Source organism: Monashia sp. HAY1-11D, assembly GCF_056868035.1.
The window spans coordinates 2,280,911-2,307,022 of sequence record NZ_CP200320.1 but is presented as its reverse complement, the minus strand read 5'-3'; the positions used below and the strand labels follow the sequence as shown (position 1 = coordinate 2,307,022).

At 71.6% G+C, this 26,112-nt stretch carries 22 protein-coding genes and 3 tRNA genes; 12 read left to right on the top strand and 13 right to left on the bottom strand.

What is annotated here, in order from left to right; translation table 11 throughout:
• Positions 1–3: 3 nt before the first annotated feature.
• Positions 4–957, bottom strand: coding sequence for a sugar-binding transcriptional regulator (locus AC1VM9_RS10660; protein ID WP_483122596.1), 954 nt, complete (start codon positions 955–957; stop codon positions 4–6).
• A gap of 172 nt (positions 958–1,129) precedes the next feature.
• On the opposite strand from AC1VM9_RS10660, the gene AC1VM9_RS10655 reads away from it, so the two are divergent.
• The 5 genes from AC1VM9_RS10655 to xylB are packed head-to-tail and all read left to right on the top strand — an operon-like array spanning position 1,130 to position 7,371.
• Complete coding sequence (locus AC1VM9_RS10655) at positions 1,130–2,527, top strand: ABC transporter substrate-binding protein (protein WP_481346870.1); 1,398 nt, start codon at positions 1,130–1,132, stop codon at positions 2,525–2,527.
• Complete coding sequence (locus AC1VM9_RS10650; protein WP_481341655.1) at positions 2,524–3,483, top strand: carbohydrate ABC transporter permease; 960 nt, start codon at positions 2,524–2,526, stop codon at positions 3,481–3,483. Before AC1VM9_RS10655 ends, AC1VM9_RS10650 begins: the two co-directional genes overlap by 4 nt.
• The gene (locus AC1VM9_RS10645; protein WP_483122595.1) at positions 3,480–4,418 is read left to right on the top strand and encodes a carbohydrate ABC transporter permease; all 939 of its coding nucleotides are present in this window, start codon (positions 3,480–3,482) and stop codon (positions 4,416–4,418) included. The genes AC1VM9_RS10650 and AC1VM9_RS10645 overlap by 4 nt, the downstream gene beginning before the upstream one ends.
• Entirely contained in the window at positions 4,415–5,926 is a 1,512-nt protein-coding gene (locus AC1VM9_RS10640) for a mannitol dehydrogenase family protein (RefSeq protein ID WP_483122594.1), read from the top strand. The genes AC1VM9_RS10645 and AC1VM9_RS10640 overlap by 4 nt, the downstream gene beginning before the upstream one ends.
• The gene (gene xylB / locus AC1VM9_RS10635) at positions 5,902–7,371 is read left to right on the top strand and encodes a xylulokinase (protein WP_483122593.1); all 1,470 of its coding nucleotides are present in this window, start codon (positions 5,902–5,904) and stop codon (positions 7,369–7,371) included. The genes AC1VM9_RS10640 and xylB overlap by 25 nt, the downstream gene beginning before the upstream one ends.
• A gap of 178 nt (positions 7,372–7,549) precedes the next feature.
• Here xylB and AC1VM9_RS10630 read toward each other — a convergent pair whose 3' ends face one another.
• The 6 genes from AC1VM9_RS10630 to AC1VM9_RS10605 all read right to left on the bottom strand — a co-directional run bounded on the left by AC1VM9_RS10630 (position 7,550) and on the right by AC1VM9_RS10605 (position 15,256).
• Entirely contained in the window at positions 7,550–8,260 is a 711-nt protein-coding gene (locus tag AC1VM9_RS10630; RefSeq protein ID WP_481345459.1) for a flavodoxin family protein, read from the bottom strand.
• 92 nt (positions 8,261–8,352) lie between these two features.
• On the bottom strand, positions 8,353–10,113 hold the full coding sequence (gene argS / locus AC1VM9_RS10625; protein WP_481341660.1) for an arginine--tRNA ligase: 1,761 nt from the start codon (positions 10,111–10,113) through the stop codon (positions 8,353–8,355).
• Positions 10,114–10,263: 150 nt separating this feature from the next.
• Positions 10,264–12,006 carry a sunset domain-containing protein gene (locus AC1VM9_RS10620; protein ID WP_481341661.1) on the bottom strand — a complete coding sequence of 581 codons (1,743 nt, stop codon included), beginning with the start codon at positions 12,004–12,006 and terminating at the stop codon, positions 10,264–10,266.
• Positions 12,007–12,123: 117 nt separating this feature from the next.
• Positions 12,124–13,788, bottom strand: a complete 1,665-nt coding sequence (locus AC1VM9_RS10615) for an AMP-binding protein (protein WP_483122591.1) — start codon at positions 13,786–13,788, stop codon at positions 12,124–12,126.
• A 100-nt stretch (positions 13,789–13,888) separates the two neighbouring features.
• Positions 13,889–14,572, bottom strand: coding sequence for a maleylpyruvate isomerase family mycothiol-dependent enzyme (locus tag AC1VM9_RS10610; RefSeq protein WP_481345463.1), 684 nt, complete (start codon positions 14,570–14,572; stop codon positions 13,889–13,891).
• 60 nt (positions 14,573–14,632) lie between these two features.
• Positions 14,633–15,256, bottom strand: a complete 624-nt coding sequence (locus AC1VM9_RS10605) for a mycothiol-dependent nitroreductase Rv2466c family protein (protein WP_481341664.1) — start codon at positions 15,254–15,256, stop codon at positions 14,633–14,635.
• An 81-nt stretch (positions 15,257–15,337) separates the two neighbouring features.
• On the opposite strand from AC1VM9_RS10605, the gene AC1VM9_RS10600 reads away from it, so the two are divergent.
• Together AC1VM9_RS10600 and AC1VM9_RS10595 are read left to right on the top strand one after the other, a co-directional pair.
• A complete protein-coding gene (locus tag AC1VM9_RS10600; protein ID WP_481341665.1) occupies positions 15,338–15,793 on the top strand; it encodes a MarR family winged helix-turn-helix transcriptional regulator in 456 nt (151 codons plus the stop codon).
• Positions 15,794–16,176: 383 nt separating this feature from the next.
• Positions 16,177–16,968: a GAF and ANTAR domain-containing protein gene (locus AC1VM9_RS10595; protein ID WP_481341666.1), complete on the top strand. Its 792-nt coding sequence runs from the start codon at positions 16,177–16,179 to the stop codon at positions 16,966–16,968.
• 302 nt (positions 16,969–17,270) lie between these two features.
• Here the strand turns inward: AC1VM9_RS10595 and AC1VM9_RS10590 are convergent.
• Positions 17,271–17,343, bottom strand: a tRNA-Arg gene (locus AC1VM9_RS10590).
• A 445-nt stretch (positions 17,344–17,788) separates the two neighbouring features.
• On the opposite strand from AC1VM9_RS10590, the gene AC1VM9_RS10585 reads away from it, so the two are divergent.
• Together AC1VM9_RS10585 and AC1VM9_RS10580 are read left to right on the top strand one after the other, a co-directional pair.
• A complete protein-coding gene (locus AC1VM9_RS10585) occupies positions 17,789–19,624 on the top strand; it encodes a phosphoenolpyruvate carboxykinase (GTP) (RefSeq protein WP_483122590.1) in 1,836 nt (611 codons plus the stop codon).
• 134 nt (positions 19,625–19,758) lie between these two features.
• Entirely contained in the window at positions 19,759–20,250 is a 492-nt protein-coding gene (locus AC1VM9_RS10580) for a DUF6328 family protein (protein WP_481341668.1), read from the top strand.
• Positions 20,251–20,433: 183 nt separating this feature from the next.
• Here AC1VM9_RS10580 and AC1VM9_RS10575 read toward each other — a convergent pair.
• Positions 20,434–20,523 (bottom strand) — tRNA-Ser (locus AC1VM9_RS10575).
• A gap of 204 nt (positions 20,524–20,727) precedes the next feature.
• Between AC1VM9_RS10575 and AC1VM9_RS10570 the strand changes: the two genes are divergently transcribed.
• Complete coding sequence (locus tag AC1VM9_RS10570) at positions 20,728–22,260, top strand: LCP family protein (RefSeq protein WP_483122588.1); 1,533 nt, start codon at positions 20,728–20,730, stop codon at positions 22,258–22,260.
• A 244-nt stretch (positions 22,261–22,504) separates the two neighbouring features.
• Here AC1VM9_RS10570 and AC1VM9_RS10565 read toward each other — a convergent pair whose 3' ends face one another.
• On the bottom strand, positions 22,505–22,708 hold the full coding sequence (locus tag AC1VM9_RS10565; RefSeq protein ID WP_034805904.1) for a cold-shock protein: 204 nt from the start codon (positions 22,706–22,708) through the stop codon (positions 22,505–22,507).
• Positions 22,709–22,934: 226 nt separating this feature from the next.
• Positions 22,935–23,873 (bottom strand): dihydropteroate synthase, encoded by a 939-nt coding sequence (gene folP / locus AC1VM9_RS10560; protein ID WP_483123995.1) that lies wholly within the window; start codon positions 23,871–23,873, stop codon positions 22,935–22,937.
• A gap of 294 nt (positions 23,874–24,167) precedes the next feature.
• Here folP and AC1VM9_RS10555 point away from each other — a divergent pair.
• Positions 24,168–24,253: transfer RNA gene (locus AC1VM9_RS10555), tRNA-Ser, on the top strand.
• Positions 24,254–24,295: 42 nt separating this feature from the next.
• Here the strand turns inward: AC1VM9_RS10555 and mobA are convergent.
• Positions 24,296–24,892 (bottom strand): molybdenum cofactor guanylyltransferase, encoded by a 597-nt coding sequence (gene mobA, locus AC1VM9_RS10550; protein WP_483122587.1) that lies wholly within the window; start codon positions 24,890–24,892, stop codon positions 24,296–24,298.
• A complete protein-coding gene (locus AC1VM9_RS10545; protein WP_483122586.1) occupies positions 24,889–25,743 on the bottom strand; it encodes a helix-turn-helix transcriptional regulator in 855 nt (284 codons plus the stop codon). Before AC1VM9_RS10545 ends, mobA begins: the two co-directional genes overlap by 4 nt.
• Before the next feature lie 38 nt (positions 25,744–25,781).
• Here AC1VM9_RS10545 and AC1VM9_RS10540 point away from each other — a divergent pair, with 38 nt between their 5' ends.
• Positions 25,782–26,072, top strand: coding sequence for a DUF2249 domain-containing protein (locus AC1VM9_RS10540; protein WP_481343498.1), 291 nt, complete (start codon positions 25,782–25,784; stop codon positions 26,070–26,072).
• Positions 26,073–26,112: the final 40 nt, after the last annotated feature.

Sequence of the window (26,112 nt, the reverse complement as noted above, 5' to 3'; positions counted from 1 at the left end):
GGGTCAGCCGAGGAGCGCGTCGGCGAGGGTGGCGTCGGCGACGAGGGCGTTGACGAGCCGCCCGGTGAGGGCCGCACGCACCGCCGTCCCCTTCTGCGCTCCGGACGCGATGGCGACGACCTCGTCGATCCCGCGCAGCGCCTCCGGGCTGATCGTGACGACGCGCTCGGACAGCGAAGGTTCGACGACGGTGCCGGACGCGTCGAACAGCACACCGGCGATCTCGCCGACGACGCCGAGGCGGGCCAGGGCCTTGCGGTCGGCGGGGGCGACGGCGTCGTGGATCGTCGACAGGCCCGGGGCCCACGCGCCGACGCCCATGACCGCGATGGTGACGCGAGAGGCGCGGGCGAGGACCTTGGCGACCTGCGGCTCGCGCCGCAGCGTGGCCGCGCCGGCGGCGTCGTCGAGCAGGAGCGGCGCGTGGAAGATCGAGGACCCCCCGCCGGTGGCCCGGGCGGCCCGGCGGACGATGTCGACGGCGCTGCTGTCGTGGCCCTCGACCTCCATCGCGCCGCTCAGCTGCACCACGTCGACGGGCGGCAGGTCGTGCAGCGAGCGGGTCATGACGTCGACCGAGCGCGACCACGGCAGGCCGAGCACGTCGTCGTCGCGGACGATGTCGGTGAGCAGGCGCGCGGCGGCCAGCCCGAGGTGGTCGGCCAGCGCCGACGCCTCGACGCGCGAGCCGTCCACGACGACGGCGTGCCGCAGGCCGTAGCGCTCCTGGAGGCGTGCGGAACGGTCGAGGTCGAGCTCGCCGTCGGCGACGATCTCGATGCGCACGATCCCGGCCTCGCGGGCGAAGTCGATGAGCCGGGCGACCTTGAACCGGCTCAGGCCGAGGTCGTCGGCGATCTCGACCTTCGACTGGCCGGCGAGGTAGTGCCGCCGCGCGACCGCGGCCGCGAGCACGAGCTCGGCCGGGCCGCGTCGCTCGATGGCCGCGTCCTTCACACGCGAAGTCTGGCGTGTCCGGCGGTCGTTCGTGGCAGCACCCCTCACTTTCGCCTCCTTCCGCACTCGACGCCCGTCCTGCCTCCGGACGAACGGTTGACAGCCGTGACGCCAGTCACTTTACTCATATGTGCGCAGCAGCGCTCAAATGAGCGATACTCAAGGAGGAGACGTGCGACGAGGCGAGGTCGGGCACCGACGACGACGGGTCGGGCGACGGGTGCTGGTGGCCGGGCTGGCGACGGGCATCGTCACCGGTCTCGCCGGCTGCGCCGGATGGGGCGGCGGCGGCATCGGAGGGGGCGGCCCGAACAGCATCAGCGTCCTCATGGTCAACAACCCGCAGATGGTCGACCTGCAGCAGCTGACGGCCAAGTACTTCACGGCCCGGACCGGCATCACGGTCAACTTCACGGTGCTCCCGGAGAACGACGTCCGCGACAAGATCAGCCAGGAGTTCTCCAGCCAGGCAGGGCAGTACGACGTCGCGACGGTCTCCAACTTCGAGATCCCGATCTACGCCAAGGCCAAGTGGATCTCGCCGCTCGACCCCTTCCTGGCCAAAGACCCGGGGTTCGACCAGGCCGACATCCTCAAGCCCATGCAGACCTCGCTGTCCTACGGCGGCAAGGTCTACGGCGAGCCGTTCTACGGCGAGTCCTCCTTCCTCATGTACCGCAAGGACGTCCTGCAGTCCAAGGGCGTGACGATGCCGGCCGCCCCGACGTGGCCGCAGGTCGCCGACATCGCCGCCAAGGTCGACGGTGCGCGGCCGGGCATGAAGGGCATCTGCCTGCGCGGCCAGCCCGGCTGGGGGCAGGTCTTCGCCCCGCTCACCACGGTGGTCAACACCTTCGGTGGCACGTGGTTCGAGAAGGACTGGACACCGAAGGTCAACGCCCCGGAGTTCAGGCAGGCCGTCCAGTTCTACGTCGACCTCGTCCGGGCCCACGGCGAGAACGGTGCCCCGCAGGCCGGGTTCACCGAGTGCCTCAACAACCTGACGCAGGGCTCGGTGGCGATGTGGTACGACGCGACGTCGGCGGCCGGCTCGCTCGAGGCCAAGGACTCGCCGGTGCGCGGCAAGCTCGGGTACGCCCCGGCACCGGTCGTCCGGACGAAGAGCTCGGGCTGGCTCTACGCCTGGTCGTGGGGCATCCAGGCCGCGAGCACGAAGCAGGAGAACGCCTGGAAGTTCGTCTCCTGGGCCTCGAGCAAGGAGTACGAGCAGCTCGTCGGCGAGCAGCTGGGCTGGTCGAGGGTCCCCGCGGGCAAGCGGTCCTCGACGTACGAGAACCCGAAGTACCTCGCCGAGGCCTCGGCCTTCGCCGAGCCGACGAAGCAGGCCATCGAGTCGGCCGACCCGGCGAACCCGGGTGTGCAGCCGCGGCCGGCGCTCGGCGTCCAGTTCGTCGACATCCCGGAGTTCCCCGACCTCGGCACGCAGGTCAGCCAGGAGGTCAGCGCCGCGATCGCCGGGCGCACGTCGGTCGCCGAGGCCCTCGACAACGGTCAGAAGCTCGCCGCAGACGTCGCCGAGCGCTACAAGGCACGGGAGGCGGACCAGTGAGCACGAGCACCCACACCCACGACGAGACCCCGGGCGCCACCCACCCGACCGAGGACGCCGGACGCGCCACGACGCTGGCCCGGGCCGGTGACTGGGCCCGCCGGGCCCCGCTCCTGCCGGCGCTGGTCTTCGTCATCATCCTGACGCAGCTGCCGTTCGTCGCGACGCTCGTCATCTCGTTCATGAACTGGAACGCCTACTACCCGGACGAGCGCGGCTTCGCCGGGTTCGACAACTTCCGGCGGGTCTTCACCGACACCAACACGCGGTCGGCCGTCATCGTCACGGTCCTGCTCACGGTGGCCGTCGTCGTCCTCAGCCTCCTGCTGGGGCTCGGCATCGCGCTGCTGCTCGACCGCCGGTTCCGTGGCCGCGGCGTCGTCCGCACCCTGATGATCACGCCGTTCCTCGTCGTCCCGGTCGCAGCGGCCCTGCTGTGGAAGCACGCCCTCTACAACCCGGAGTACGGCCTGTTCAACGGCCTCCTCAAGGCGGTGTTCGGGCCGAACGCCCCGCAGCCCGACTGGATCACGAACAACCCGCTGTGGTCGATCATCGCGGCGCTCGTGTGGCAGTGGACGCCGTTCATGATGCTCATCCTGCTCGCCGGCCTGCAGAGCCGCCCCCTCGACGTCGTCGAGGCCGCCCGCATCGACGGCGCGAACGGGTGGCAGATCTTCAAGAGCATGACGCTGCCGCACCTGCGCCAGTACATCGAGCTGTCGGCCCTGCTCGGGGCGATCTACGTCGTGCAGAACTTCGACCACGTCTTCACGATCACGTCCGGCGGCCTCGGCACGGCCAACCTGCCGTACTTCATCTACCAGACCTTCTACACCGCCCAGGACTACGGGCGTGCCTCTGCTGCAGGCGTCGTCGTGGTGATCGGCACGATCATCATCGCCACCCTGGCCCTGCGCACCGTGTTCAGCCTGTTCAAGGAGGAGACCCGATGAGCGCCGTCCCGCAGAGCACCTCACCCGGCACCCGGGCCGGCACGGGGACCGGCAGCGGACGGAGTACGGACGCCGGAGCCCCCGGGACGCCCGGCACCCCGACCGTGCCGATCGCGCACCGCAAGCCGCCGAAGAGCCACGCCCTGCTCGGCCTGCTCGCCTGGGTCGTCGGCATCCTCTTCGCCCTGCCGGTGCTGTGGATGGTGCTGACCTCGTTCCACAAGGAGACCGACGCGGCGACCAACCCGCCGAGCCTCTTCGCGCCGCTCAGCCTCGAGGGCTACCGGACGTTCTTCGACGCCGGTCCGTGGCCCTCGCTGCTCAACTCGCTGACGGCGAGCGTCCTGTCGACGATCCTCGTCCTGCTCCTGGCCTTCCCGGCGGCGTACGCCCTGTCGATCCGGCCGGTGCGCAAGTGGACCGACGTGCTCTTCTTCTTCCTCTCCACGAAGATGCTGCCGATCGTCGCCGGCATCCTGCCGATCTACCTGTTCGCCCAGCGGGCGCACCTGCTCGACAACATCTGGCTGCTCGTCATCCTCTACACGTCGATGAACCTGCCGATCGCGGTGTGGATGCTGCGCTCCTTCCTCGCCGAGGTGCCGGTCGAGATGCTCGAGGCGGCGCAGGTCGACGGCGCGAGCCTGACCCGGACGCTGCGCGACGTCATCGCGCCGGTGGTCATGCCAGGCATCGCGTCGGCCGCGCTGATCTGCTTCATCTTCAGCTGGAACGAGCTGCTGCTGGCGCGGGTGCTCACCGGCACCACGGCCGGCACGGCGCCGGTGTTCCTCACCGGGTTCGTCACGAGCCAGGGCCTGTTCCTCGCCAAGGTCTGCGCGGCCTCGCTCGTCGTGTCCCTGCCGGTGCTCGCCGCCGGGTTCGCGGCGCAGGACAAGCTCGTGCAGGGCCTGTCGATGGGTGCCGTGCGATGAGCGCTGCCGCACCCGACCGCTCCGGGGTGGCCCTGTCCGACGCGACGCTCGGGGACCTGGACCCGCGCGTCGCGCGGCCGGCGTACGACCGGCGCGCCGTGACGACCGGCATCGTCCACTTCGGTGTCGGCGGGTTCCACCGTGCCCACCAGGCCATGTACGTCGATGCGCTCATGAACGCCGGCGAGGCGCTCGACTGGGGCATCTGCGGCGTCGGCGCGCTGCCCCACGACCGGCGCATCATCGACACGCTGAGCGCGCAGGACGGGCTCTACACGCTCGTCGTCAAGCACCCGGACGGCCACCGGGAGGCCCGGGTCGTCGGCAGCATCGTCGAGCTGCTCTTCGGCCCCGACGACCCCCAGGCCGTCGTCGCCAAGCTCGCCGACCCCGCCACCCGCATCGTCAGCCTGACGATCACCGAGGGTGGCTACCTCGTCAACCAGGTGACGGGCGAGTTCGACGCCGACGACCCGTCGATCCGCGCCGACCTCGAGGACGGTGCGACGCCGCGCACCGTCTTCGGCTACGTCGTGGCCGGGCTCGAGGCGCGCCGCGCGGCCGGGACGCCGCCGTTCACCGTCATGTCGTGCGACAACCTGCCGGGGAACGGCGACGTCGCACGTCGGATGATGACGGCGTTCGCCCGGCTCAAGGACCCCGACCTCGCCGACTGGATGGACGAGCACGTGCGGTTCCCCAACGGCATGGTCGACCGCATCACGCCGGTGACGACGCCCGACGACATCGACCGCCTCGACCGCGAGTTCGGCATCGCGGACGGCTGGCCCGTCGTCTGCGAGCCGTTCACGCAGTGGGTGCTCGAGGACCACTTCACCGACGGCCGGCCGCCCTTCGAGGACGCCGGCGTCCAGCTCGTCGACGACGTCGTGCCCTACGAGCTGATGAAGCTGCGGCTGCTCAACGCGAGCCACCAGGCGCTGTGCTACCTCGGCTACCTCTCGGGCTACCGGTACGCGCACGAGGTCTGCCAGGACCCGCTCTTCGTCGACTTCCTCCTCGGCTACATGGAGCACGAGGGCAGCCCGACGCTCCCCGAGGTCCCCGGTGTCGACCTCGACGCGTACCGGCACCAGCTCGTCGAGCGGTTCGCCAACCCGGAGGTGCGCGACACGCTGGCGCGGCTGTGCGCCGAGTCGTCGGACCGCATCCCGAAGTGGCTCGTCCCGGTCATCAACCACAACCTCGAGACGGGGGGCGAGGTGCACCGCTCAGCCCTCGTCGTGGCCTCGTGGGCACGGTACGCCGAGGGGGTCGACGAGCAGGGCGAGCCGATCGAGGTCGTCGACCGGGTCCGGGACCGCGTCATGGCTGCGGCGGCCCGGCAGCACGACGACCCCCTCGCCTTCCTACGCGACCGGGACCTCTTCGGCGGCCTCGTCGACGACCCCCGGTTCACCGCGGTGTTCACGGACGCGCTCTCGGCCTTGCACGACAACGGCGCTCGGGAGACCCTTCGGTCATGGACCAGCCGAGGCAGCACGTGACCGACGACCGAACCCTTGTCGCCGGGGTCGACAGCTCGACCCAGTCGACGAAGATCGTCGTCTGCGACGCCGAGACCGGCGCGGTGGTGCGCACGGCCCGAGCCCCTCACCCCGACGGAACCGAGGTGCACCCTGACCGGTGGTGGGAGGCCTACGAGCAGGCGAGCGGCGGCGGCATCCTCGACGGTGTCGCCGCCATCGCCGTCGGTGGGCAGCAGCACGGCATGGTCGCGATGGACGACTCCGACGTCGTCGTGCGAGACGCCCTGCTCTGGAACGACACGCGCAGCGCCCGGGCCGCTCGCGACCTCACCGACGAGCTGGGGGGCGCGGCGGCCTGGGTCGACGCGGTGGGTCTCGTCCTCGTCCCCAGCTTCACGGTGACCAAGCTGCGCTGGCTGGCCGAGCACGAGCCCGAGCGCGCTGCCCGCGTCGCTCGGGTCGTCCTGCCGCACGACTGGCTCACCGGAAGGATCCTCCAGCAGGGCAACGGGTTTCGAGGCTGGACGACCGACCGCGGCGATGCCTCGGGGACCGGCTACTGGTCGGCGGCCACGGACGACTACCGCGTCGACCTGCTCGAGCTGGCCTTCGGTCGCCGGGTCGCCGTGCCCGACGTGCTGGCGCCCGCCGAGGCCGCGGGCCGTACCGCGTCGGGGATGCTCGTGGCTGCCGGGACCGGCGACAACATGGGGGCCGCGCTCGGGCTGACGCTCGAGCCCGGGGACGTCGTCGTCTCGCTCGGCACGAGCGGCACGGTCTTCACCCCGCACGGTTCGGCGATCCGCGACGAGAGCGGCGCCATCGCCGGTTTCGCCGACGCCACGGGTCGCCACCTGCCGCTCATGTGCACCCTCAACGCGGCCCGGGTCCTGTCGGCCTCCGCCGCGATGCTCGGTGTGGACCTCGCAGAGCTCGACCGGCTCGCGCTCGCGGCCGAGCCCGGGGCGGGCGGTCTGACGCTGCTGCCCTACCTCGACGGCGAGCGGACCCCCGACCTGCCGGACGCCGCGGGGACGCTCGGCGGCCTGACCCGCGCGAACGCCACCCCCGAGAACCTCGCGCGCGCCACCGTCGAGGGCATGCTCTGCAACCTCGTCGCCGGCGTCGACGCCCTGCGCGGCCACGGCGTCGGCGTCGAGCGGGTCCTGCTCATCGGGGGCGCCTCGGCCTCGCGTGCCGTCCGCGAGATCGCGCCCGGCCTCTTCCGGACACCCGTGGTCGTGCCCTCCCCCGCCGAGTACGTCGGCGTCGGCGCGGCCCGCCAGGCGGCGTGGGCGCTGTCCGGGGGCGACGTGCCGCCGACGTGGCAGCTGCAGATCGACTCCGAGTACGACGCACCGCTCGATGCGGCCGGCGTCTCGGCGGAGGTCACCGGCCGCTACGCCGACCTGCTCGAGTGCCTCCACGGCGTCCGGCAGGGCTCCCCCCTCCCGACCCCCTGACCCGCAACACACCGAGCAGCTGCCAACCGCGGCGAGGTACTCCTGCCGGCCTTGGCAGTTTCTCGGTGTGTTGCCGGCAGGGGCGGTCCGGGCCGGTCCGTCGGGGCGGGTCGGGGCGGGTCGGGGCGGGCGGGACAGGTCAGGGCCGGTAGGGGCCGGGCAGGGGCGGCAGCGGAGGTCAGCGGTACTCGGGGTTGTGCCAGCCGAAGTGCTCCCCGGCGTTCCACTCCGAGCGCTGGTTGCCGTACGCCGGCACGCCCCCGGCCGCGCGGAGCATGGCGGCCAGGTGCATGAGGTTCCACGTCATGAAGGTCGTGTTGCGGTTGGTGAAGTCGTTCTCGGGGCCGCCGCTGCCGGGGTCGAGGTAGCTGGGGCCGGGACCCGCCTCGCCGATCCATCCGGCGTCCGCGTTGGGCGGGATCGTGTAGCCCACGTGCTGGAGGGAGTAGAGGATGTTCTGCGCGCAGTGCTTGATGCCGTCCTCGTTGCCCGTGATGAGGCAGCCGGCGACGCGCCCGTAGAACAGGTACTGGCCGCGGTCGTTGAGCATCCCCGACAGCGAGTAGATGCGTTCGATGAAGCGCTTGGTGACGCTCGCGTTGTCACCGAGCCAGATCGGGCCCGCCACGACGAGGATCTGGCTGTCGAGGATGCCCGGGTACAGCTCGGGCCACGCATCAACCGACCAGCCGTGCTCGCGCATGTCGGGGTAGACGCCGGTGGCGACGTCGTGGTCGACGAACCGGATGACGTCCACGTCGACGCCGTGCTCACGCATGATCGCCGCGCTCGCGTCGACGAGTCCCTGGGTGTGGCTCTGTTCGGGACTCCTCTTGAGGGTGCAGTTGACGTAGGTCGCCTTGAGGCCGCTGAAGTCCCAGTCGCTCATGAGGAGACTGTCCTCCGCCACAGCCTCGGGCCGCAACGGAGAAGATGTGACGAGGTGCTGACACCTGCACGGCCGGCCCCGCTCCCCGCGGGTCACATCTGCTCGGGTGCCTCCAGGCCGAGCAGACCCAGACCCGTCGTCATGACACGGAACACGAGCGCGCACAGGGTCAGCCGCGACTCGCGCACCTCGTCGAGCTCGGCCTTGAGCACGGGGCAGTTCTCGTAGAACGCCGAGAACGCCTGCGCCAGCTCGAAGAGATAGCCGCAGAGCCGGTGCGGCTCGTACACCGCACCGACCTCGGTCACGACGTCGGCGAAGCCGAGCAGGTGCAGGGCGAGGGCACGCTCCTGCGGCTCGCCGAGGACGATCCCCCCGTGCTGGGTCGCCGGGTCGGTGCCGACCTGCCGGAAGATGGAGCGGATCCGGGCCACGACGTACTGCAGGTAGGGGCCCGTGTTGCCGGTGAGGGAGACCATCCGGTCGAGGTCGAAGACGTACTCGCTGTCGTGCGCGACCGACAGGTCGGCGTACTTGACCGCGCCGATGCCGACCTGCCGGGCGATCGTCGCCCGCGCCGCCTCGTCGAGGTCGGGGCGGTTGGCGTCGATGAGCGCCCGCGCCTTGTCGACGGCCTCGTCGAGCAGGGCCATGAGCCGCAGCGACGCGCCCGAGCGCGTCCGCAGGATCTTGCGGTCCTCGCCGAGGACGTTGCCGATCTGCACGTGGACGGGCGTCACGTCCTCGGGCAGCCATCCCGCCTTGCGTGCGGTGTCCCACACCATGTTGAGGTGCAGGGACTGCGGGGCCCCGATGACGTAGAGGACCCGGTGCGCGCCGAGCTTGGACACCCGGTACCGGATGGTCGCGAGGTCCGTGGTGCCGTAGTTGTAGCCGCCGTCGGACTTGCGGATGATGAGCGGCACCGGCTTGCCCTCACGGCCGGTGTAGCCCTCGAGGAAGACGCAGAGGGCGCCGTCGGACACCGTCGCCAGGCCCTTGGACTCGAGCTCGTCGCAGATCGCCTTGAGCTCGTCGTTGTACGTGGACTCGCCCGCGAGGTCGTCGTCGGTGAGGGTGACGCCGAGCGTCGAGTACACCTTGTTGAAGTACACCTTCGACATGCCGACGAGCTCGTGCCAGTGCTCGAGCGTCTCGAGGTCACCGGCCTGCAGCTTGACGACCCGGGCCCGTGACCGCACGTCGAAGTCGCCTGCGCTCCCGCGCGGCTCGGCCTTCTCGGCCGTGTCGAACTTGGTCCGCGCCGCCTGGTAGAACGCGTTCGGGTCGCTGACGAGCAGCTCGGCCTCGGGCGAGCCCTCCCCCACCTCGAGCAGGTGCTCGATGAGCATGCCGAACGGCGTGCCCCAGTCACCGATGTGGTTCTGTCGGATGACGTGGTGGCCCAGGTGCTCGAGCGTCCGGGCCAGGGAGTCGCCGACGATGGTCGTGCGCAGGTGCCCGACGTGCATCTCCTTGGCGACGTTCGGCGCGGAGTAGTCGATCGGGATGTTCTCGGGGGCCTCGAGCGGCACGCCCAGCCGATCGTCGGCGTCGACGTCGGCGAGGAGCGAGGCGAGCCAGGCGCTGCTGAACGTCAGGTTGACGAAGCCGGGTCCGCTGACCTCGACCTTCTCGCACACGCCGTCGACGTCGAGCGCGTCGACGATCTTCGCGGCGACCTCCCGCGGCGGGGCGCCGACCCTCTTGGCGAGGGCGAGCGCCGCGTTGACCTGCACGTCGGCGAACTGCGACGGACGCAGCACCGGGTCCACCTCGCGGAAATCGTCACCGAGCGCGGTGGCGATCGCGGACTGGACCTTCGGCGTGAGCGCGACGAGCGGGGAGACCATGCGGGCCAGTCTAGGTGTGGCCGCGCGGTGCCCTCTCCCGGGTTTTGCCGGCGGCTGGGCCACCTCACCGCGCCCGCGGCGGGCCCGGAGGCGTGGGACGGGGCCGGGCGCCGTCGGGCTGCCCGGCCCCGTCCTCGGGGTCGCGACGGGCTACTCGCCGCGGCGGGTGAACCCCGAGCGACGTGCGGCGTCCTCGTCGTAGAACCACACGTCGGGCTCGGCGTCCTCGTAGCCCTCGTCACCGGGCGAGAGGAACTGGTTGCCGTCCCGGACACCCTTGACGGCATGGCCGAGCGGCTGGGCACCGTCGCCGATCGGCGCGGCGGACCCCATGCCGTAACCGCCGTCGACGACCTCCTCGTACTCCGACACCCGGCGACCGATCGAGCGCCCCGAGGCGTCTTCGGCAGCCCCCGCGGAGGCCTCGGACGACCCGGAGTCCGCGGAGTCCGCGGAGTCCGCGGAGTCCGCGGAGTCCGCGGAGTCCGCGGCGGCCTCGGCCGCCTCGTCCGCGGAGGCCGGAGCGGCCTCGGCGGCGCTCTCCTCGCCCTCGGGGGCCTTGGTCGGGTCGTCGCGCTCACCGAGGGCGGCGTCGCTGGCGTCCGGCTGAGCCGGGTCCTCGGCATCGAGCGGACGCTGACCGGTCGTCGTCGCCCACGGCTGGCCGCGGTGGTCGCCGGGGTCGTCGCTGGGGGTCCCTCCCTCGGTGAGGTGCTCCTCACGGTCCTCGAGGGCCGGCACGTGGACCTCGTCGGCCTCGTCGGCGTCCGGCGGCTGCCACGAGCCACCCGCGGCCCGGGCCGTCGACCCCGCGGTGCCGGTCGCCGGGGCCGCAGTGGCGTCCTCGGCCGCCTCGGCAGCCTCCGTGGGCGTCCGGCGCGGCTCGGACTCCTCGTCGCCGGTCGCGACCGGCTCACCGGAGGCCGCGGCCGTGGCGCTCGCCGCGCCACCCGAGAGCGCGGCCGCGCCCTCCTCGGCGCCCGCGGTGGGGTCGCCGGATGCGTCGTCGGTGCGCCCGGTGCTGGTGGTCCGGGCCTGGTCGGCGTCGTCGGCGGACGCCGCGGGCTGCTGGGTCGTGTCGCTCATGTCGTCGGCTCCGTTGCGGTCGGCGGTGGCACCGGGCTGCCCGGCGCCGTCGGACGCGACGCCTTCGGCCCCGCTGCTCGAGCCCGAGGCGTCCTCGTCGGTCGCCCTCGCGGCTGCCGACTCCGACCGGCTCTGCGGCTCGGCGTCGTCGCGCCAGGACGGCACCTGCTCAGTACCCATTCCCTCGCCCTCGGACGCGGCGGCACGTTCCACGTCCTCGGTCGTCGCGTCCGGCGGCGTGGTCCAGCCCCTCCCCCCATCCGGGTCGACCATCGCGTCGTCGTCCGAACCCGTCTGTGCCCCAATACGGTCGGCGGCCGGGGCGAAGGGGTTCTCGGCGTCGGCCAGGTCGTCGTCCTCGTCCTCCTCCTCGGTGAAGGCCGCGGAGCCCACGGCCGCTCCCGAGGATGTTCGGAGGGAGCCGCCCTCGTCGTCGCCCTCGTCCTCGGTGGCGACGTCGGGGTCGATGCGGTCCGCCTCGCGGGCGAGCGCGTCGTGCTGCGCCTGCGCCCGCTCCGCGGCCGCGGCCGCCCCGGCGGCCTGCTCCTCGAGCCGTCGCGCCTCACGGGCCCGGGCGTCGGCCTCGGCCTGCGCCTCGGCGGCCATCGCACCCGTCACCGACGCGCGGTCCTGCGCCTGCTGCACCTCGGTCAGCCGGGCATCGAGGCTGGCCCGCAGCCGGTCGGCCTCCGCGCGCCGCGCCTCGAGGTCCTTGCGCCGGCTGGCCGAGACGAAGAACCAGACGATCAGCGCGATGACGACGACGGCGACGACCACCCACAGGATCGTTGTGCTGGTGTCGGACATTCCATCCCTCTCGGGTCACGGGTCCAGGACGACCGCTCCACCGGGCAACCTACTGCGCCCCAAGCCGGTTCGCGTGGCTGCCACGACGACCTCTGCCGAGCGTGCCCGTTCCGACGCCTACGGGCGGCCCTGGCCGAGGCCGAGCCGCCTGGCCGTCGCCTCGCGCATCTCCACCTTGCGCACCTTCCCCGTCACCGTCATCGGGAACTCGTCCACGATCTCGACATACCGCGGGATCTTGTAGTGCGCGAGCCGGCCGGTGCAGAACTCGCGCAGGGACTCCGCCGTGATGGGCGTCGCGCCGTCCTTCATCCGGATCCAGGCGCAGAGCTCCTCCCCGTACCTCTCGTCCGGGACGCCGATGACCTGGGCGTCGAGGATGTCCGGGTGGGTGTAGAGGAACTCCTCGACCTCCCTCGGGTAGACGTTCTCGCCGCCGCGGATGACCATGTCCTTGATCCGGCCGGTGATCTCGACGTACCCGTCGTCGTGCATGACCCCGATGTCGCCGGTGTGCATCCAGCCGTCCACGACCGCCTCGGCCGTCTTGTCCGGCTCGCCCCAGTAGCCGAGCATGACGGAGTAGCCCTTCGTCATGAACTCGCCCGCCTGCCCTCGCGGCAGCGTCTCACCGGTGGCGGGGTCGGCGATCTTGATCTCGAGGTGCGGAGCGACGCGTCCGACCGTGCCGACCTTCTGCTCGACGGTGTCGTCGGTGCGGTTCTGCGTCGACACCGGGGAGGTCTCGGTCATGCCGTAGCAGATCGTCATCTCCTCGATGCCGGCGGCGATGAGCTTCTTCATCAGCTCGACCGGGCACGGGGAGCCGGCCATGATCCCCGTGCGGACCGTGGACAGGTCGTAGGAGGAGAAGTCCGGCAGGTTCCACTCCGCGATGAACATCGTCGGCACGCCGTAGAGGCTCGTGCACCGTTCCTGCTGGACCGCGGCCAGCGTCGCGGCGGGGTCGAAGCCGGGCGCCGGTATCACGGTGCACGAGCCGTGCGACGTGCACGCCAGGTTGCCCATGACCATCCCGAAGCAGTGGTAGAAGGGCACGGGGATGCAGACCCGATCCGCCTCGGTGTAGCCGCAGAGCTCGCCGACGAAGTAGCCGTTGTTGAGGATGTTGCGGTGGCTCAGGGTCGCACCCTTGGGGAACCCGGTCGTACCTGACGTGTACTGGATGTTGATGGCGTTGGTGTTCGACAGCCCGGCCTGCACGCGGGCCAGCTCGTCGGCGGGCACCTCGTCGGCACGTGAGAGGAGGTCGTCCCAGTCCGGCGTGCCGATGTAGACGACCCGCTCGAGTCCCGGCAGCTCGTCGCGGACCTCCTCGACCATCCCGCGGTAGTCGCTCGTCCTGAACCTCTCGGCGGCAATGAGGGTCGAGACGCCGGACTGGCCCAGCACGTACTGCAGCTCGTGCGCCCGGTAGGACGGGTTGATGTTGACGAGGATCGCGCCCGTCTTCGCCGCGGCGTACTGGACGAGCGTCCACTCGGAGCAGTTCGGGGCCCAGATGCCGACGCGGTCGCCGGTGCGGACCCCGACGGCGAGGAGGGCCCGCGCGAGACGGTCGACGTCGCGCTGCAGCTCGGCGTAGGTCCACCGCCGTCCCTGCGCGACGTCGACGAGCGCCTCGCGATCGGGGAACCGCGCGACGGTGGCGTCGAGGTTGTCGCCGATCGTCTGCTCGATGAGCGGCGGCTCGGTCTCACCCCGGGTGTGCGACAGCGTCGGGTCGAGCTCGGTGGAGGAGTCTGGCTGCACAGCGGTCATCGGTGGCCTCCGGACGTCGGGACGGTTCACCCTCACCCAACCTCCGCGTCGGGGCCGACGCAAGGGACGGCGTCGTCGCCGACGCGACCCCGGACCGGTGTCAGGCCGGCTGCGTCTGCATCTTCAGCTGGGCTGCCCCGTCCCCGTCCAGGTCGGCGAGCGCGACCGGACGACCGGTCAGGAGCAGCAGGAGGGCCATGATCGGGCCGGTGACCTCCGGGCCGGCCCCGACCGACCAGTCCGCGTCCGTCGCCACGAGTCGGTAGCCGTCGATGGGCAGCCGCCGGTTCACCGTCCCCAGCCACGTGTCCCGGGTCGCCCAGATCCGGTCGGCGGCGATGACCGCGGCGACCGGGCGCGTCTCGAGCCCGATGCCGAGTGGGACCGCGATGTCCTGTGCGTGCACGAGGCTGTCGGTGAGGGTCTCGCGGGGGGTCACGAAGGAGTTGTGGCGGCGTGACCCGATGCCCGCCCGGATCCGCGCGATGATCTCGTCGGTGGGCAGCGCCGCCTGGAGCACGGCCGAGTCGTGGATCATGCGGTTCAGGCCGATGCTGCGCAGCAGGCGCGGGTGCTCGACGAGCACACGCAGGACGTCCCCGACGTGCTGACGCTGCAGGGTGAGGTGGGCCGCCACGTGCCGCACCGTCCACCCGTCGCAGAGCGAGGGGTGGTCCCACTGGCGGGGGGTGAGGCTCTCGAGCATCGCCACCGTGCGGCGGCGCTGTTCGTCGATCTCCGACCAGATGAGGTCCAGGTCCGGCGTCTCGTTCACAGGTCTCATGTCGATCCCCTTCTGTCACGGATTCTCTCGCGGTCGCGCGTGGTCGCGGAACCGGCCGGCTCAGGTGAAGACGGGCGGGCGCTCACGCGTCCGCTTCAGCTCGTAGAACTCGCCGTGGCCGGCGAGCAGGCGTGCCCCCTCGAAGACGCGGACGGCGTCCCGTCCGCGCGGGATCGCGCCGAGGACGGGGCCGTAGGCGGCGGCGCCGTCGAGCGCGAGCACCGGCGTGCCGGCCTCGTCGCCGACGCGTCGGACGGCGTCGTCGTGGCTGCGGCGCAGGTCAGCGTCGTACGCCTCGGAGGAGAACGCCGCGCCGAGACGCCCGGGCAGCCCGAGGGACTCGAGGGCCGCACCTGCCGCAGCGCGGCACTCCTCCGGGTCCGGGTAGCGCCAGTGGTCGAAGACCCGGGCCCCGTACGCGGTGTAGAACGCTCCGAGCGCCTCGCCGCCGTGGCGCACCTCGACGGCCGTGGCGACGCGCGCCACCCCGGTCGACCGGCGCAGGTGGTCGACGTACGAGGGGTCGTCCGTGCGGTCGGCGTTGAGCAGGTAGAGGCTCATGACGTGCCAGCGCAGCCGGACGGGACGGTACCGCTCGACCTCGAGCAGCCACCGGGAACCGATCCACGAGTACGGGCAGACGGGGTCGAACCAGAAGTCGACGGTCACGGCCGGGCGGGACACGGCAGGGCTCGCTAGACTGGCTCAACTAGTACGAACATAGAACCAATGTAGTTCGTACATAGGACTATCACAAGAGGTGTCATGACCCGCGAGCTGCCCTCGTCCCTGCTCATGCTCATCGCCGCGCGCCACGCCGAGGCGCGGATCCACGAGGCCGTGTGCGCGGCGGGCTTCGACGACGTCACGCTCGCCCAGGGCCGCATCACGGCGGGCATCGACCCCGACGGCACCCGCATCTCGGTGCTCGCCGAGCGCGCGGGCGTGGCCAAGCAGACGGCCACCGCGCTCGTCGACCGGCTCGAGCGCGCCGGCTACGTCGAACGTGTCCCCGACCCCGACGACGGACGCGCCCGGCTCGTTCGGCTGACCGCCAAGGGACGGCGGGCGATCCCCGTGGCCCGCGCGGAGGAGGAGCGGCTCGAACGCGAGTGGGAGCAGCACCTCGGACCACGCCGGATGCGTCAGCTGCGCGAGGCCCTGACGATGCTGCGCGAGGTGACCGACCCCTGGTACGAGCCCGGCCAGCCGGCGGAGTGAGCGCCACGACCCACGGCGGCGCCGTCCTGCACGTCCACGTTGCATGGGAGGGGCCGGGCCGGGCCGACGCGCCCCTGCAGGGGCTGACACACGACGAGGGCCCCGATCGCATCCGGACGGGGCCTTCGCCCTCTGTGCCAACACAGAGCGCACCCGTAGCGATTCGAACCCCAGACCCTCTGCTCCGGAGTGCCCTTCGGCCCGTCCAGCGTCGGTACCGCCCCATGCGAGCACGGCGCCCATGCGCAGCCAGTCCGATTCGCGTCATGCGAACAATGCGATCCGAGTACCGGTCAGCAAGGCCGTTGGCAGCGCCCAGCCACGCAGGTGGGTCATGTCCACTCGGGCGGCTACGACGCTTTTCGCGAGTGAGGGCCGCATACTTGAGCCATCCCCGCAGGACTCGTGCTCAACCGAACACAGATCGGCCGGCCATGGCAGACGCTTCCCCAGCCACCCGGGTCAGCGATCAACTCGGGGTCATCGCTGATGCGTTTACCGAGCTCGGCGGGCGGGTCGAGGAAGCGACCGTCGGGTCGGCGTTCCAGGCGATCGTCGATGTCGCCCTTCACCGCGTCCCCGGAACGACGGCCTCCAGCATCACCCGGATGAACCGCGTGACGTTCCAGACGGTGGCCGCGAGCAGCGACCTGGCGCGGCAGGCCGACAACATCCAGTACGAGCTGGGCACCGGGCCCTGCATCGACGCGATCCTCGAGCAGACCACCTACCGTCCCCGCGACCTCACGACCGACCAGCGTTGGCCGGAGTACGGCCGCCGAGTCGCGGCCCTGGGCCTGCGCAGCATGGTGTCGTACCGGATGGACATGGGTGCCGGACTCATCGGAGGGCTCAACCTCTATTCCGACCGGATCGACGCGTTCGACGACACCGCAGCCGCCGTCGGGCTGCTCCTGGCCACTCACGGCGCGATCGCCGCCTCCGCGGTCGCCCACCGAACCCACGCTGAACAGCTCGAGCACGCCCTCGCCTCGAACCGGAGGATCGGCATGGCGATCGGGATTCTCATGGCGACACACAAGGTCACGGACAAGCAGGCGTTCGACCTGCTCCGGATCGCGAGCCAGAACACGAACCGCAAGCTCCGCGATGTCGCCGCGGACGTGATCGAGTCCGGAACCCTCGACGTCGTGTCCCCGCTTCGCGATACGTAGGGCCGTTCACCGCCTCCCCCGGCCGGCGTGCGCGGTCGAGACCCTCAAGGCTCATCGCGCCGAGCAGGATCGCGAGCGACGGGCCGCCGGTCCCGACGGGCACGCGGGCGACTAACGTCTTCACCGCGGAGCCGGCCTGCCCCTCTGACTGGACACGCCATCCCGACTGCTGCCCAAGCTCATCGAGCGCCACGACGCCCAGGTCGACAAGGCGGACGCGCTCCCGCGGCGCCGGCTGGACGAGAAAGGCCCTGACCTGCGTCTCCGCTGGTCAGGGCCTTGTCCTCTGTCTCAACACAGAGCGCACCCGTAGGGATTCGAACCCCAAACCTTCTGATCCGTAGTCAGATGCTCTATCCGTTGAGCTACGGGTGCAACTGTCTCCAGCCCTTCCGGGCGGGACGAAGAGTTACCTTAGCGCCTCGGGTCCGGAACCACGAAATCGTCCCTCGCCAGACCCACGCCGAGCCGCGCTTCCGGCCGGTCCGGTGGCCGCCCTGAGGCTCGACGGGTCGCCGGGCGCTGCATGGAGCGCACCGTTGTCCTTCGCGCCATCGCCGTGCAAATCCTGCAAGAAACCGACACGTCCGCGTCGGGCTCCTTGCAGCCGGCATCGGGTGTGAGCCGTGTCACCGGGACGGGGCGCACGAGCGGTCACCGGCCTTGGTGGCCGGGCGTACCGTGAGTTCATCACGTCATCTGCTCACTATGTGGACACCTGGCGAGGCGCCACCCGCGCCCGACCGGGGCCCGCACGGTGAGCAGCAGAAACCGGCACGACGTGGTGCCGGAGTGCACCGCGCGAAGGGATGGCCCGCAAGTGACCACGACCCAAGAGAAACCGACTACGCACACGACGCACGCCGGCCTGGCCGCGTGGGTCGACGAGGTCGCCGCGCTGACGCAGCCGCGCGACATCCGCTGGATCACCGGCACCCCCGAGGAGTGGGCCGAGCTGACCGACCAGCTCGTCGAGGCCGGCACCTTCGTGCGCCTCGCGGAGGACAAGAAGCCGAACTCGTTCTACTGCAAGAGCGACCCCTCCGACGTCGCCCGCGTCGAGGACCGCACCTACATCTGCTCGGTCGAGGAGAAGGACGCCGGTCCGACCAACAACTGGATGGCGCCGGACGAGATGAAGGCTCGGATGACCGAGCTGTACCGCGGGTCGATGCAGGGCCGCACCATGTACGTCATCCCGTTCGTCATGGGTCACCTCGACGCGAAGGTGCCGATGTTCGGGGTCGAGATCACCGACTCCGCCTACGTCGTCGTCTCGATGCTCGTCATGGCCCGCTGCGGCGACGAGGTGCTGCGCAAGATCGAGCAGACCGACGCCTCCTACGTCCCGGCCCTGCACTCGGTGGGTGCCCCGCTCGCCGACGGCGAGGCGGACGTGCCGTGGCCCTGCTCCGAGACGAAGTACATCGTCCACTTCCCGGAGGAGCGCGCCATCTGGAGCTACGGCTCCGGCTACGGCGGCAACGCCCTCCTCGGCAAGAAGTGCTACAGCCTGCGCATCGCGAGCGCCATCGCCCGCGACGAGGGCTGGATGGCCGAGCACATGCTCATCCTCAAGCTCACCTCGCCGAAGGGGTCCGTCCACTACGTCGCCGCCGCGTTCCCGTCCGCGTGCGGCAAGACGAACCTCGCGATGATCACCCCGACGATCCCCGGCTGGAAGGCCGAGATGGTCGGCGACGACATCGCCTGGATGCGGTTCGGCGAGGACGGCCGGCTCTACGCCGTCAACCCGGAGTTCGGCCTGTTCGGAGTCGCCCCCGGCACCGGCGCCTCGACGAACCCCAACGCCATGGCCACCATCGAGAAGGGCAACTCGGTCTTCACCAACGTCGCCCTGACCGACGACGGTGACGTCTGGTGGGAGGGCATGACCGACGAGCCGCCTGCCCACCTGACCGACTGGCACGGCAACGACTGGACGCCGGCCGACGGCGAGGCCGGCACCAAGGCCGCCCACCCGAACAGCCGCTTCTGCACGCCGGCCAAGCAGTGCCCGATGATCGCGCCGGAGTACGACAACCCGAACGGCGTTCCGATCGACGCGATCCTCTTCGGCGGCCGACGCAAGACGACTGTGCCGCTCGTCTACGAGTCGCGCGACTGGACCCACGGCACGTTCATCGGCGCGACCCTGTCCTCCGAGACGACGGCCGCCGCCACCGGTGCCGTCGGCGTCGTGCGCCGCGACCCGATGGCGATGCTGCCCTTCATCGGCTACCACGCCGGCGACTACATGAACCACTGGCTCGAGATCGGCAAGAGCGCCGACGCGTCCAAGCTGCCGCGCATCTTCGGCGTCAACTGGTTCCGCCGCGACGAGGAGGACGGCTCGTTCCTCTGGCCCGGCTTCGGGGAGAACAGCCGCGTCCTCAAGTGGGTCGTCGAGCGCCTCGACGGCGACGCCGAGGCGGTCGAGACCCCGATCGGGCTCGTCCCGACGCCCGAGTCCCTCGACGTCGACGGTCTCGACCTGACGCCGGGGCAGGTCGCCAAGGCCCTCGCCGTCAACGCGTCGGACTGGGAGGCCGAGCTCCCGCTCATCGAGGAGTGGTTCGACAAGTTCGGCGAGCAGCTGCCGACCGAGCTGCGTACCGAGCTCGACGCCCTCCGGGCGCGCGTCAGCGCCGACTGACGCGCCGGTCCGCAGCCGCGTGTCGGCGACGGCGGGCGACGTGATGCAGGGCCCGGCACCCCGATGGGTGCCGGGCCCTCCGTCGTCCCGGCCACCCGAGGGCACGGCACGGGCGGACCGGGTACACCTCTGGCATGAGCGACCCACAGCCCTACTCGCGGGACGAGACCGAGGCGCAGCGACTCGACCGCAACTTCAACGAGCAGCTCCAGGAGCTGCGCATCGTCCAGGCGGGCGTGCAGATCCTCTTCGCCTTCCTGCTGACGATCCCGTTCCAGCAGCGCTTCTCCCAGCTGACCGACCTGCAGCGCACCGTCTACGTCGCCACGCTCCTGTCGATCGCCGTCAGCACCCTGGTGTTCATGGCTCCCGTCGCCATGCACCGCATGCTGTTCCGTGAGGGTCTCAAGGACTACGTGGTCCGTCACACCGACCGGCTCATCGGCACCGGCCTGGTCTTCCTCGTCCTCGGCATCATCGGCGGTGTGGTCCTCGTCCTCGACGTGCTGCTGTCGCACCCGAGCGCGTTCTGGCTCGGCGGGGCGCTCGCCCTCCTGGCGATGGCCCTGTGGGTGCTGCTGCCCGCGTCGCAGCGCCGGCGACGCCGACGCCAGGACGTCGGCTGACGCGCATCACCCGCGACAGAGGGCGCAGGGCGGTCGCGCGAGCTCACGGCGGCGGGATCCGTCGTCCAGGAGTCCCCTCGTTCGTCGGGGACTCCTGGACTCCTCCCAAATCCCAACGTGTTCGATCAGCACGACACAGAAGGACCCCGACGAAAAGCGTGTCGGGGTCCTTCTGTGTCGTGCTGGCGGAGGCGGCGGGATTTGAACCCGCGAGAGGTTTTATCCTCAACCCGCTTAGCAGGCGGGCGCACTAGGCCACTATGCGACGCCTCCGTGCCCGGACCACCGGCGGCGCGACGCGGGGCGCGACACGGCGACGGATGCACGGGCGGAGTCAGGGTACCGGCCCCGGTCCGGGTCCCCCAAACCGGGGGTCCGACCCCCCGCTCGACTCGCGGATGCCGATGAGGTACCTGACAGCAAGTCAGGGCACAATGTCCTGTCGGCCGAGCCAACGAGCCGAGCAGAGAGGACCCCATGACCTACCCGACTGTGCGCGGTCCGGGGACGCCCCAGACCCGCGAGACGCTGCGTCGTGAGCTCAAGTCGGGCTTCCGACGCGCCCTCGGGCTCACCGTCCTGGGGACCGTCGTCCCGGGTGCGGGACTGACCCAGACCCGCAGCCGCAAGGTCGGCTGGGGCCTGCTCCTCATCGCCATCGCGAGCGCCGGCCTCCTCGCGTACTACGTCCTGAGGACGGGTGTGACGAACGCCGCCCTGGCCCTCGTCGCCCGCCCGACCGTGCTCACCGCGGTCGCCGTCCTCTTCGTCGTCGGTGGCATCCTCTGGTGCGGCTCGATCATCCTCACCGCCATCCAGTCCCGCCCGACGCGCCTGGACCGCACCCGTACCCGGCTCCTCGCCGCCTTCACGACCCTCATGGTCTTCATCGTCGCGGCCTCCTCGTTCAAGGTCGCCGAGTACGCGAGCATCACGCAGTCGACCGTGGCCCAGGTGTTCGGCAGCACCCGGGTCACGCCCGGCGAGGGCGCCCAGGTCGCGGAGGGCGAGGACCCGTGGGCCAAGCAGGCCCGCGTCAACATCCTCCTCATCGGCTCCGACGCCGGCGCCGACCGGGTCGGCATCCGCACCGACTCGATGATCCTGGCGAGCATCGACACCAAGACCGGCCGCACGGCCCTCATCTCGATGCCGCGCAACCTGCTCAACGCACCGCTCGCGCCCACCTCGCCTCTGCGCGCCCTCTACCGGTCCGGCAGCTTCGGCTCACCCGACAGCACCTGCGACCAGGGCCCCGGCCAGTGCATGCTGACCAACCTCTACGTCGACGCCGAGAACTACGCCAAGAGCCACCCCCACGCCTACCCGGCGGGCGCCTCCCCCGGCCGCACCGAGATCCGCGGCACCGTCCAGGAGATCACCGGCCTCAAGGTCGACCAGATGGTCGTCATCGACCTCAAGGGCTTCTCCCAGCTCATCGACGCGATGGGCGGACTCGACATCAACGTCAAGCTGTCCGGCTACGGCACCAAGCTGACCATCGGTGGCGAGCACGACGCCAGCGGCCGCCTCTTCGGCGTCAAGGGCTACTTCGAACCGGGCTTCCAACACCTCGACGGTTGGCACTCCCTCTGGTACGCCCGCACCCGCGCCGCCGACGACGACACGCACCGCCAGATGCGCCAGCGTTGCGTCGTCCAGGCGATCGTCAAGCAGGTCAACCCGGCCCAGATGGTCGGCAAGTACCCCGAGATCGCCAAGATCCTCAAGGACAACATCTACACCGACATCCCGGCGCAGAACCTCCCCGCCTTCGTCGACCTCGTCGAGCGCGTCCAGAAGGCGAAGATCAACAGCGTCGCCCTGACCTCCTCGCAGGGCGTCTACTCGAGCAACCCCGACTACCAGCTCGTGCGGGCGCTCGTCCAGAAGGGCATCGCGCCGCCGAAGCCGAAGCCGTCCTCGACGGGCTCGGGCACCTCGTCGACCAGCTCCCCGACCAGGACGAAGACCCCGTCCCCGACGGCGACCCCGTACGAGCAGTGCTGACGCGGTGGGCGGCCGGGCGAGCGGCCGTCCACGTCAGCGGTCACCGGCGCGCCCAGGCCCGTTCAGGCGACCGTGCCCACGCGCCGGGCGGGGAGCCGCAGACGGCGGGCCCGACCCCTGGTCCGCCGCGGATCCGCCACGGATCCGGCGAGGCGGCCCGAGACAGAACAGAGCCCCCGGCCGGACGGCCGGGGGCTCTGCACAAACGACGTAGGTGTCGCTCGTTGCGGTGTTCTCCGGTGTGTCAGAGCGGACGAACTGCGTCGGCCTGCGGACCCTTGGGGCCCTGCGTGACCTCGAACTCGACGCGCTGAGCCTCGTCCAGCGAACGGTAGCCATTCGTCTGGATGGCCGAGTAGTGGACGAAGACGTCGGGGCCGCCGCCGTCCTGGGCGATGAAACCAAAGCCCTTCTCGGCGTTGAACCACTTGACGGTGCCCTGTGCCATACGGGTAACTCTTCCTTCTTCTGCGTGCGGGACGGCACACCTCGTGCCTCCCGAGCTGCCGCTTCGAACCCACCTGACGAGCGAACTCGCCGCGCCGAAGAGAAGACCCGCCTCCGGTTGGAAACGGGCACCTGCTCGACAACGAGGAACTGCAACTGCAACCGGCAAGAAACCTAGCAGACTACCGTGCGCGGGGCTCGCCGGACCGCAGCGGATTTTCGCGGGTTCATGCACCGGTGGCCGGGACGCCACGCGGCACGCCCCGCACCGCCACCGCCTGTGCCCGGTCGCCCCGGATCGTCGCGACCATGTCGACGACGCGCCGGGTGGCCCGGACGTCGTGCGCCCGGAACACCGTCGCGCCGAGCCAGGCGGCGACGGCGGTGGCGGCAAGGGATCCCTCGAGGCGCTCCTCAGGGGGCAGGTCGAGCGCCTCGCCGACGAAGTCCTTGCGCGACATCGCCTGCAACACAGGGAAACCCATCGCTGCGATGTCGCCGGTGTGGCGCAGGACCTCGAGCGAGTGCGCGGTCGTCTTGCCGAAGTCGAGGGTCGGGTCGACGAGGACCCGTTCGCGGGGGACGCCCGCGTCGACGGCGGTCCGTGCGCCCCGCGCCAGGGTGGCGACGACGTCGCGGACGACGTCGAGCGGCTCGGACCCGTAGCTGACGTCGACGGGGTCGGTCCGGGGTGGCAGTCCTCCGGTATGTGAGACGACGTATCCGGCCCCGGTCTGGGCAGCGACGTGGACGAGGTCACGGTCGTGACCGGCCCAGGTGTCGTTGAGCAGGTCGACGGCACCGGCCGCTTCGCGCGCGACCTCCGAGCGCCACGTGTCGAGGCTGAGGACGGCCTCGGGGTGGACCTGCCGGGCCCACTCCAGGAAGGGGACGACACGACGGATCTCCTCGTCCGCGTCCACGACCTCACCCTCCTGCCCGGCCCGGACGCCGCCGACGTCGACGATGTCGGCCCCGAGCTCGAGCGCCGTCTCGAGGGCGGCCTTGGCCGAGTCGAGGTCGGCATGCCGGTTGCCGCTGAAGAACGAGTCCCGGGTGCGGTTGACGATGGCCATGACGGCCGGGGTCGAGGCGTCGAACCGCTTGTCACGCAGGACGAGCGGGGCGGGCGGGGGCAGGTCCAACGGGGCGAGCCGGGCGAGGATCCCCGCGGTCTCGGGCGTCGGGTCCGGGCTCTCGTGTCGCGTCACACTTGCGTATCTCACGCGGCGTTTGACAGGTCAATCCTCGCCGGGTCCATGGTTGCCGAACTGTTACCATTGGCAGCAGACGTCATCCGCCCGCCCGGCACCCGCTCCCAGTCGGGCGGGCGGGTGCCCGTCCGGTCCGGACGGCGCCCGCGACCCGGGGGCCCACCGGCTGGACGCAGCCGCCCCACGGTTGGGTGGGACGGCCCCGCGTGCGGCATGATGAGGCCCCGGCGTCGGCACGGCGCCGCTGGAGGGTTCGCATAGCGGCCGAGTGCAGGCGCCTTGAAAGCGCCCGAGGGAAACCTCCGTGGGTTCGAATCCCACACCCTCCGCCAACCGGCACGGTCACCGCCGGGCGTCCCCGCGTCGGGCAGGCCTCAGCCCAGCTCGGAACGGGCGGCCTCGAGGTCGGCGGGCGTGTCGACGTCGCGACCGTGCACCAGCGGGACGGCCACCTCGACGTGCGGCCTCGCGAGCAGCGTCCGCGCGGGGAGCCCGCCGACCGACGCGGGCAGCCCGTCCCGCAGGTCGCCCACCCGGTAGACGGCCAGCAGGGCGTTGGGCCGGCCCTGGACGACGGCGACGGCCGCCGCGGTCTCCGGACCCGAGGCCTCGAGGGCGTCGAGGAGGACCGCGAGCGCCGGCGCCGCGAACGGCATGTCGCCCGCGACGACGGCGACGAGAGGGGTGGCAACGAGGCTCAGCCCGGCCGCCACGGCGGCGAGCGGCCCACCGCCGGGGGGCTGCTCGCGGACCCACCTCGCGTCGGGTCGTGCGGTGGCGCGCGGCGGTCCGACGAGGACGACCGGCCAGCCGCCGGGGAGGGCGCCGAGGAGGTGGTCGAGGACGGTGCCCCGGCCGAACGGGGCGGCGAGCTTGTCGTCGCCGAAGCGTCGCGACGTGCCACCGGCGAGGACGACGACGCTGACGCGTGGCAGCGGGCCCGGCGCCGGGTGGGGGGTCGGCTCGCTCACCGGGCCAGTGTCGCAGCCGCCGTCAGGGTGAGGACGCACGCGCCGGGTCGCGCGAACGCCTCGAGCCGGACCCCGGGATGGACGGGGCCTCCGCCGGCCGGGCGCCCGGCCTCGAGAACACCCTCGACCAGGCCGCGGTGGACCTGACAGACGACCTCGGGATGACGACGCGCCGACTCGAGCAGTGGGCAGGTCCGGAGGAGGACCGTCGTCGGGCCATCGGCCTCGGGCCCGGGTTCGCCGGACTCGGGTGGGGCAGCCTGGACCTGCGGTGAGAAGCCCAGGCGCCCGAGGACGGCGAGGACCTGGTCCACGGCACCGGCGGCCGGACGGGCGAGGGCCGAGGCGGCTGCGGTCCGTCGCCGTCCACGCGCCTGCCGCTCGCCCTGGCCCGGCTGCCGGCAGTGCCCGCGCCCGAGCAGTGTCGCGCCCCAGGCCCGACCGATGGACCGGGCGTCACCGCCGGGGTCGCCACCACGCGCGGCCAGCCGTTCGGCGAAGGCGGCCGCCAGAGCCACGTACTCCTCGACCATGTCCGACCCCGTGGGGAGCGCCCCGTCGGCGCGCTCCGTCGCGCGGTAGCGCGTCGGCGGTCGGCCTCTCCGGGGCGACGCCGGTGCCGGCGCGGCACGGACCAGACCCTCGGCCGCCAAGCCGGCCAGGTGGTGCCGCACGGTGTTGGGGTGGCCGCCGAGCACCTCGACGAGCTCGCCGACCGTGGCCGCACCACCGGAGGACGAGACCTCCACGACGGCCTCCAGCACACGGGCACGCGCCGGGTCCAGGGGCTGTCCGGCCAGGCCCGGGCCCTGCCGAGTTGGTGCGGGACCGAGGGGAGGAGTACTTTTCACAATGTCATTGTAGAAAAGATCGACCGTGGAGGCCACCGATGGATGCCCGCACCGAACTGCCCCTCACCCCAGCAGCCCACGCCTGCGAGTGCGGCGACGACACACACGGCGCTCCCGAGCTCGACGTGCGCGCCATCCCCCACGCGATCCGCCACGCCACGGTCTTCGGCGCCCTGTCGGCCATCCCGGCCGGTGGCACCCTCGTCATCGTCGCGCCCCACGACCCCAAGCCGCTGCTCGCCCAGATCGCCGAGCGGGAGGGCCCGGTCACGGTGACCTACCTCGTCGAGGGACCCGAGCTCTGGCGCCTCGCGATCACCCGCGCCTGACCGCCGCAGACGGCCATGTGCTCCTACTGCGGGTGCGAGG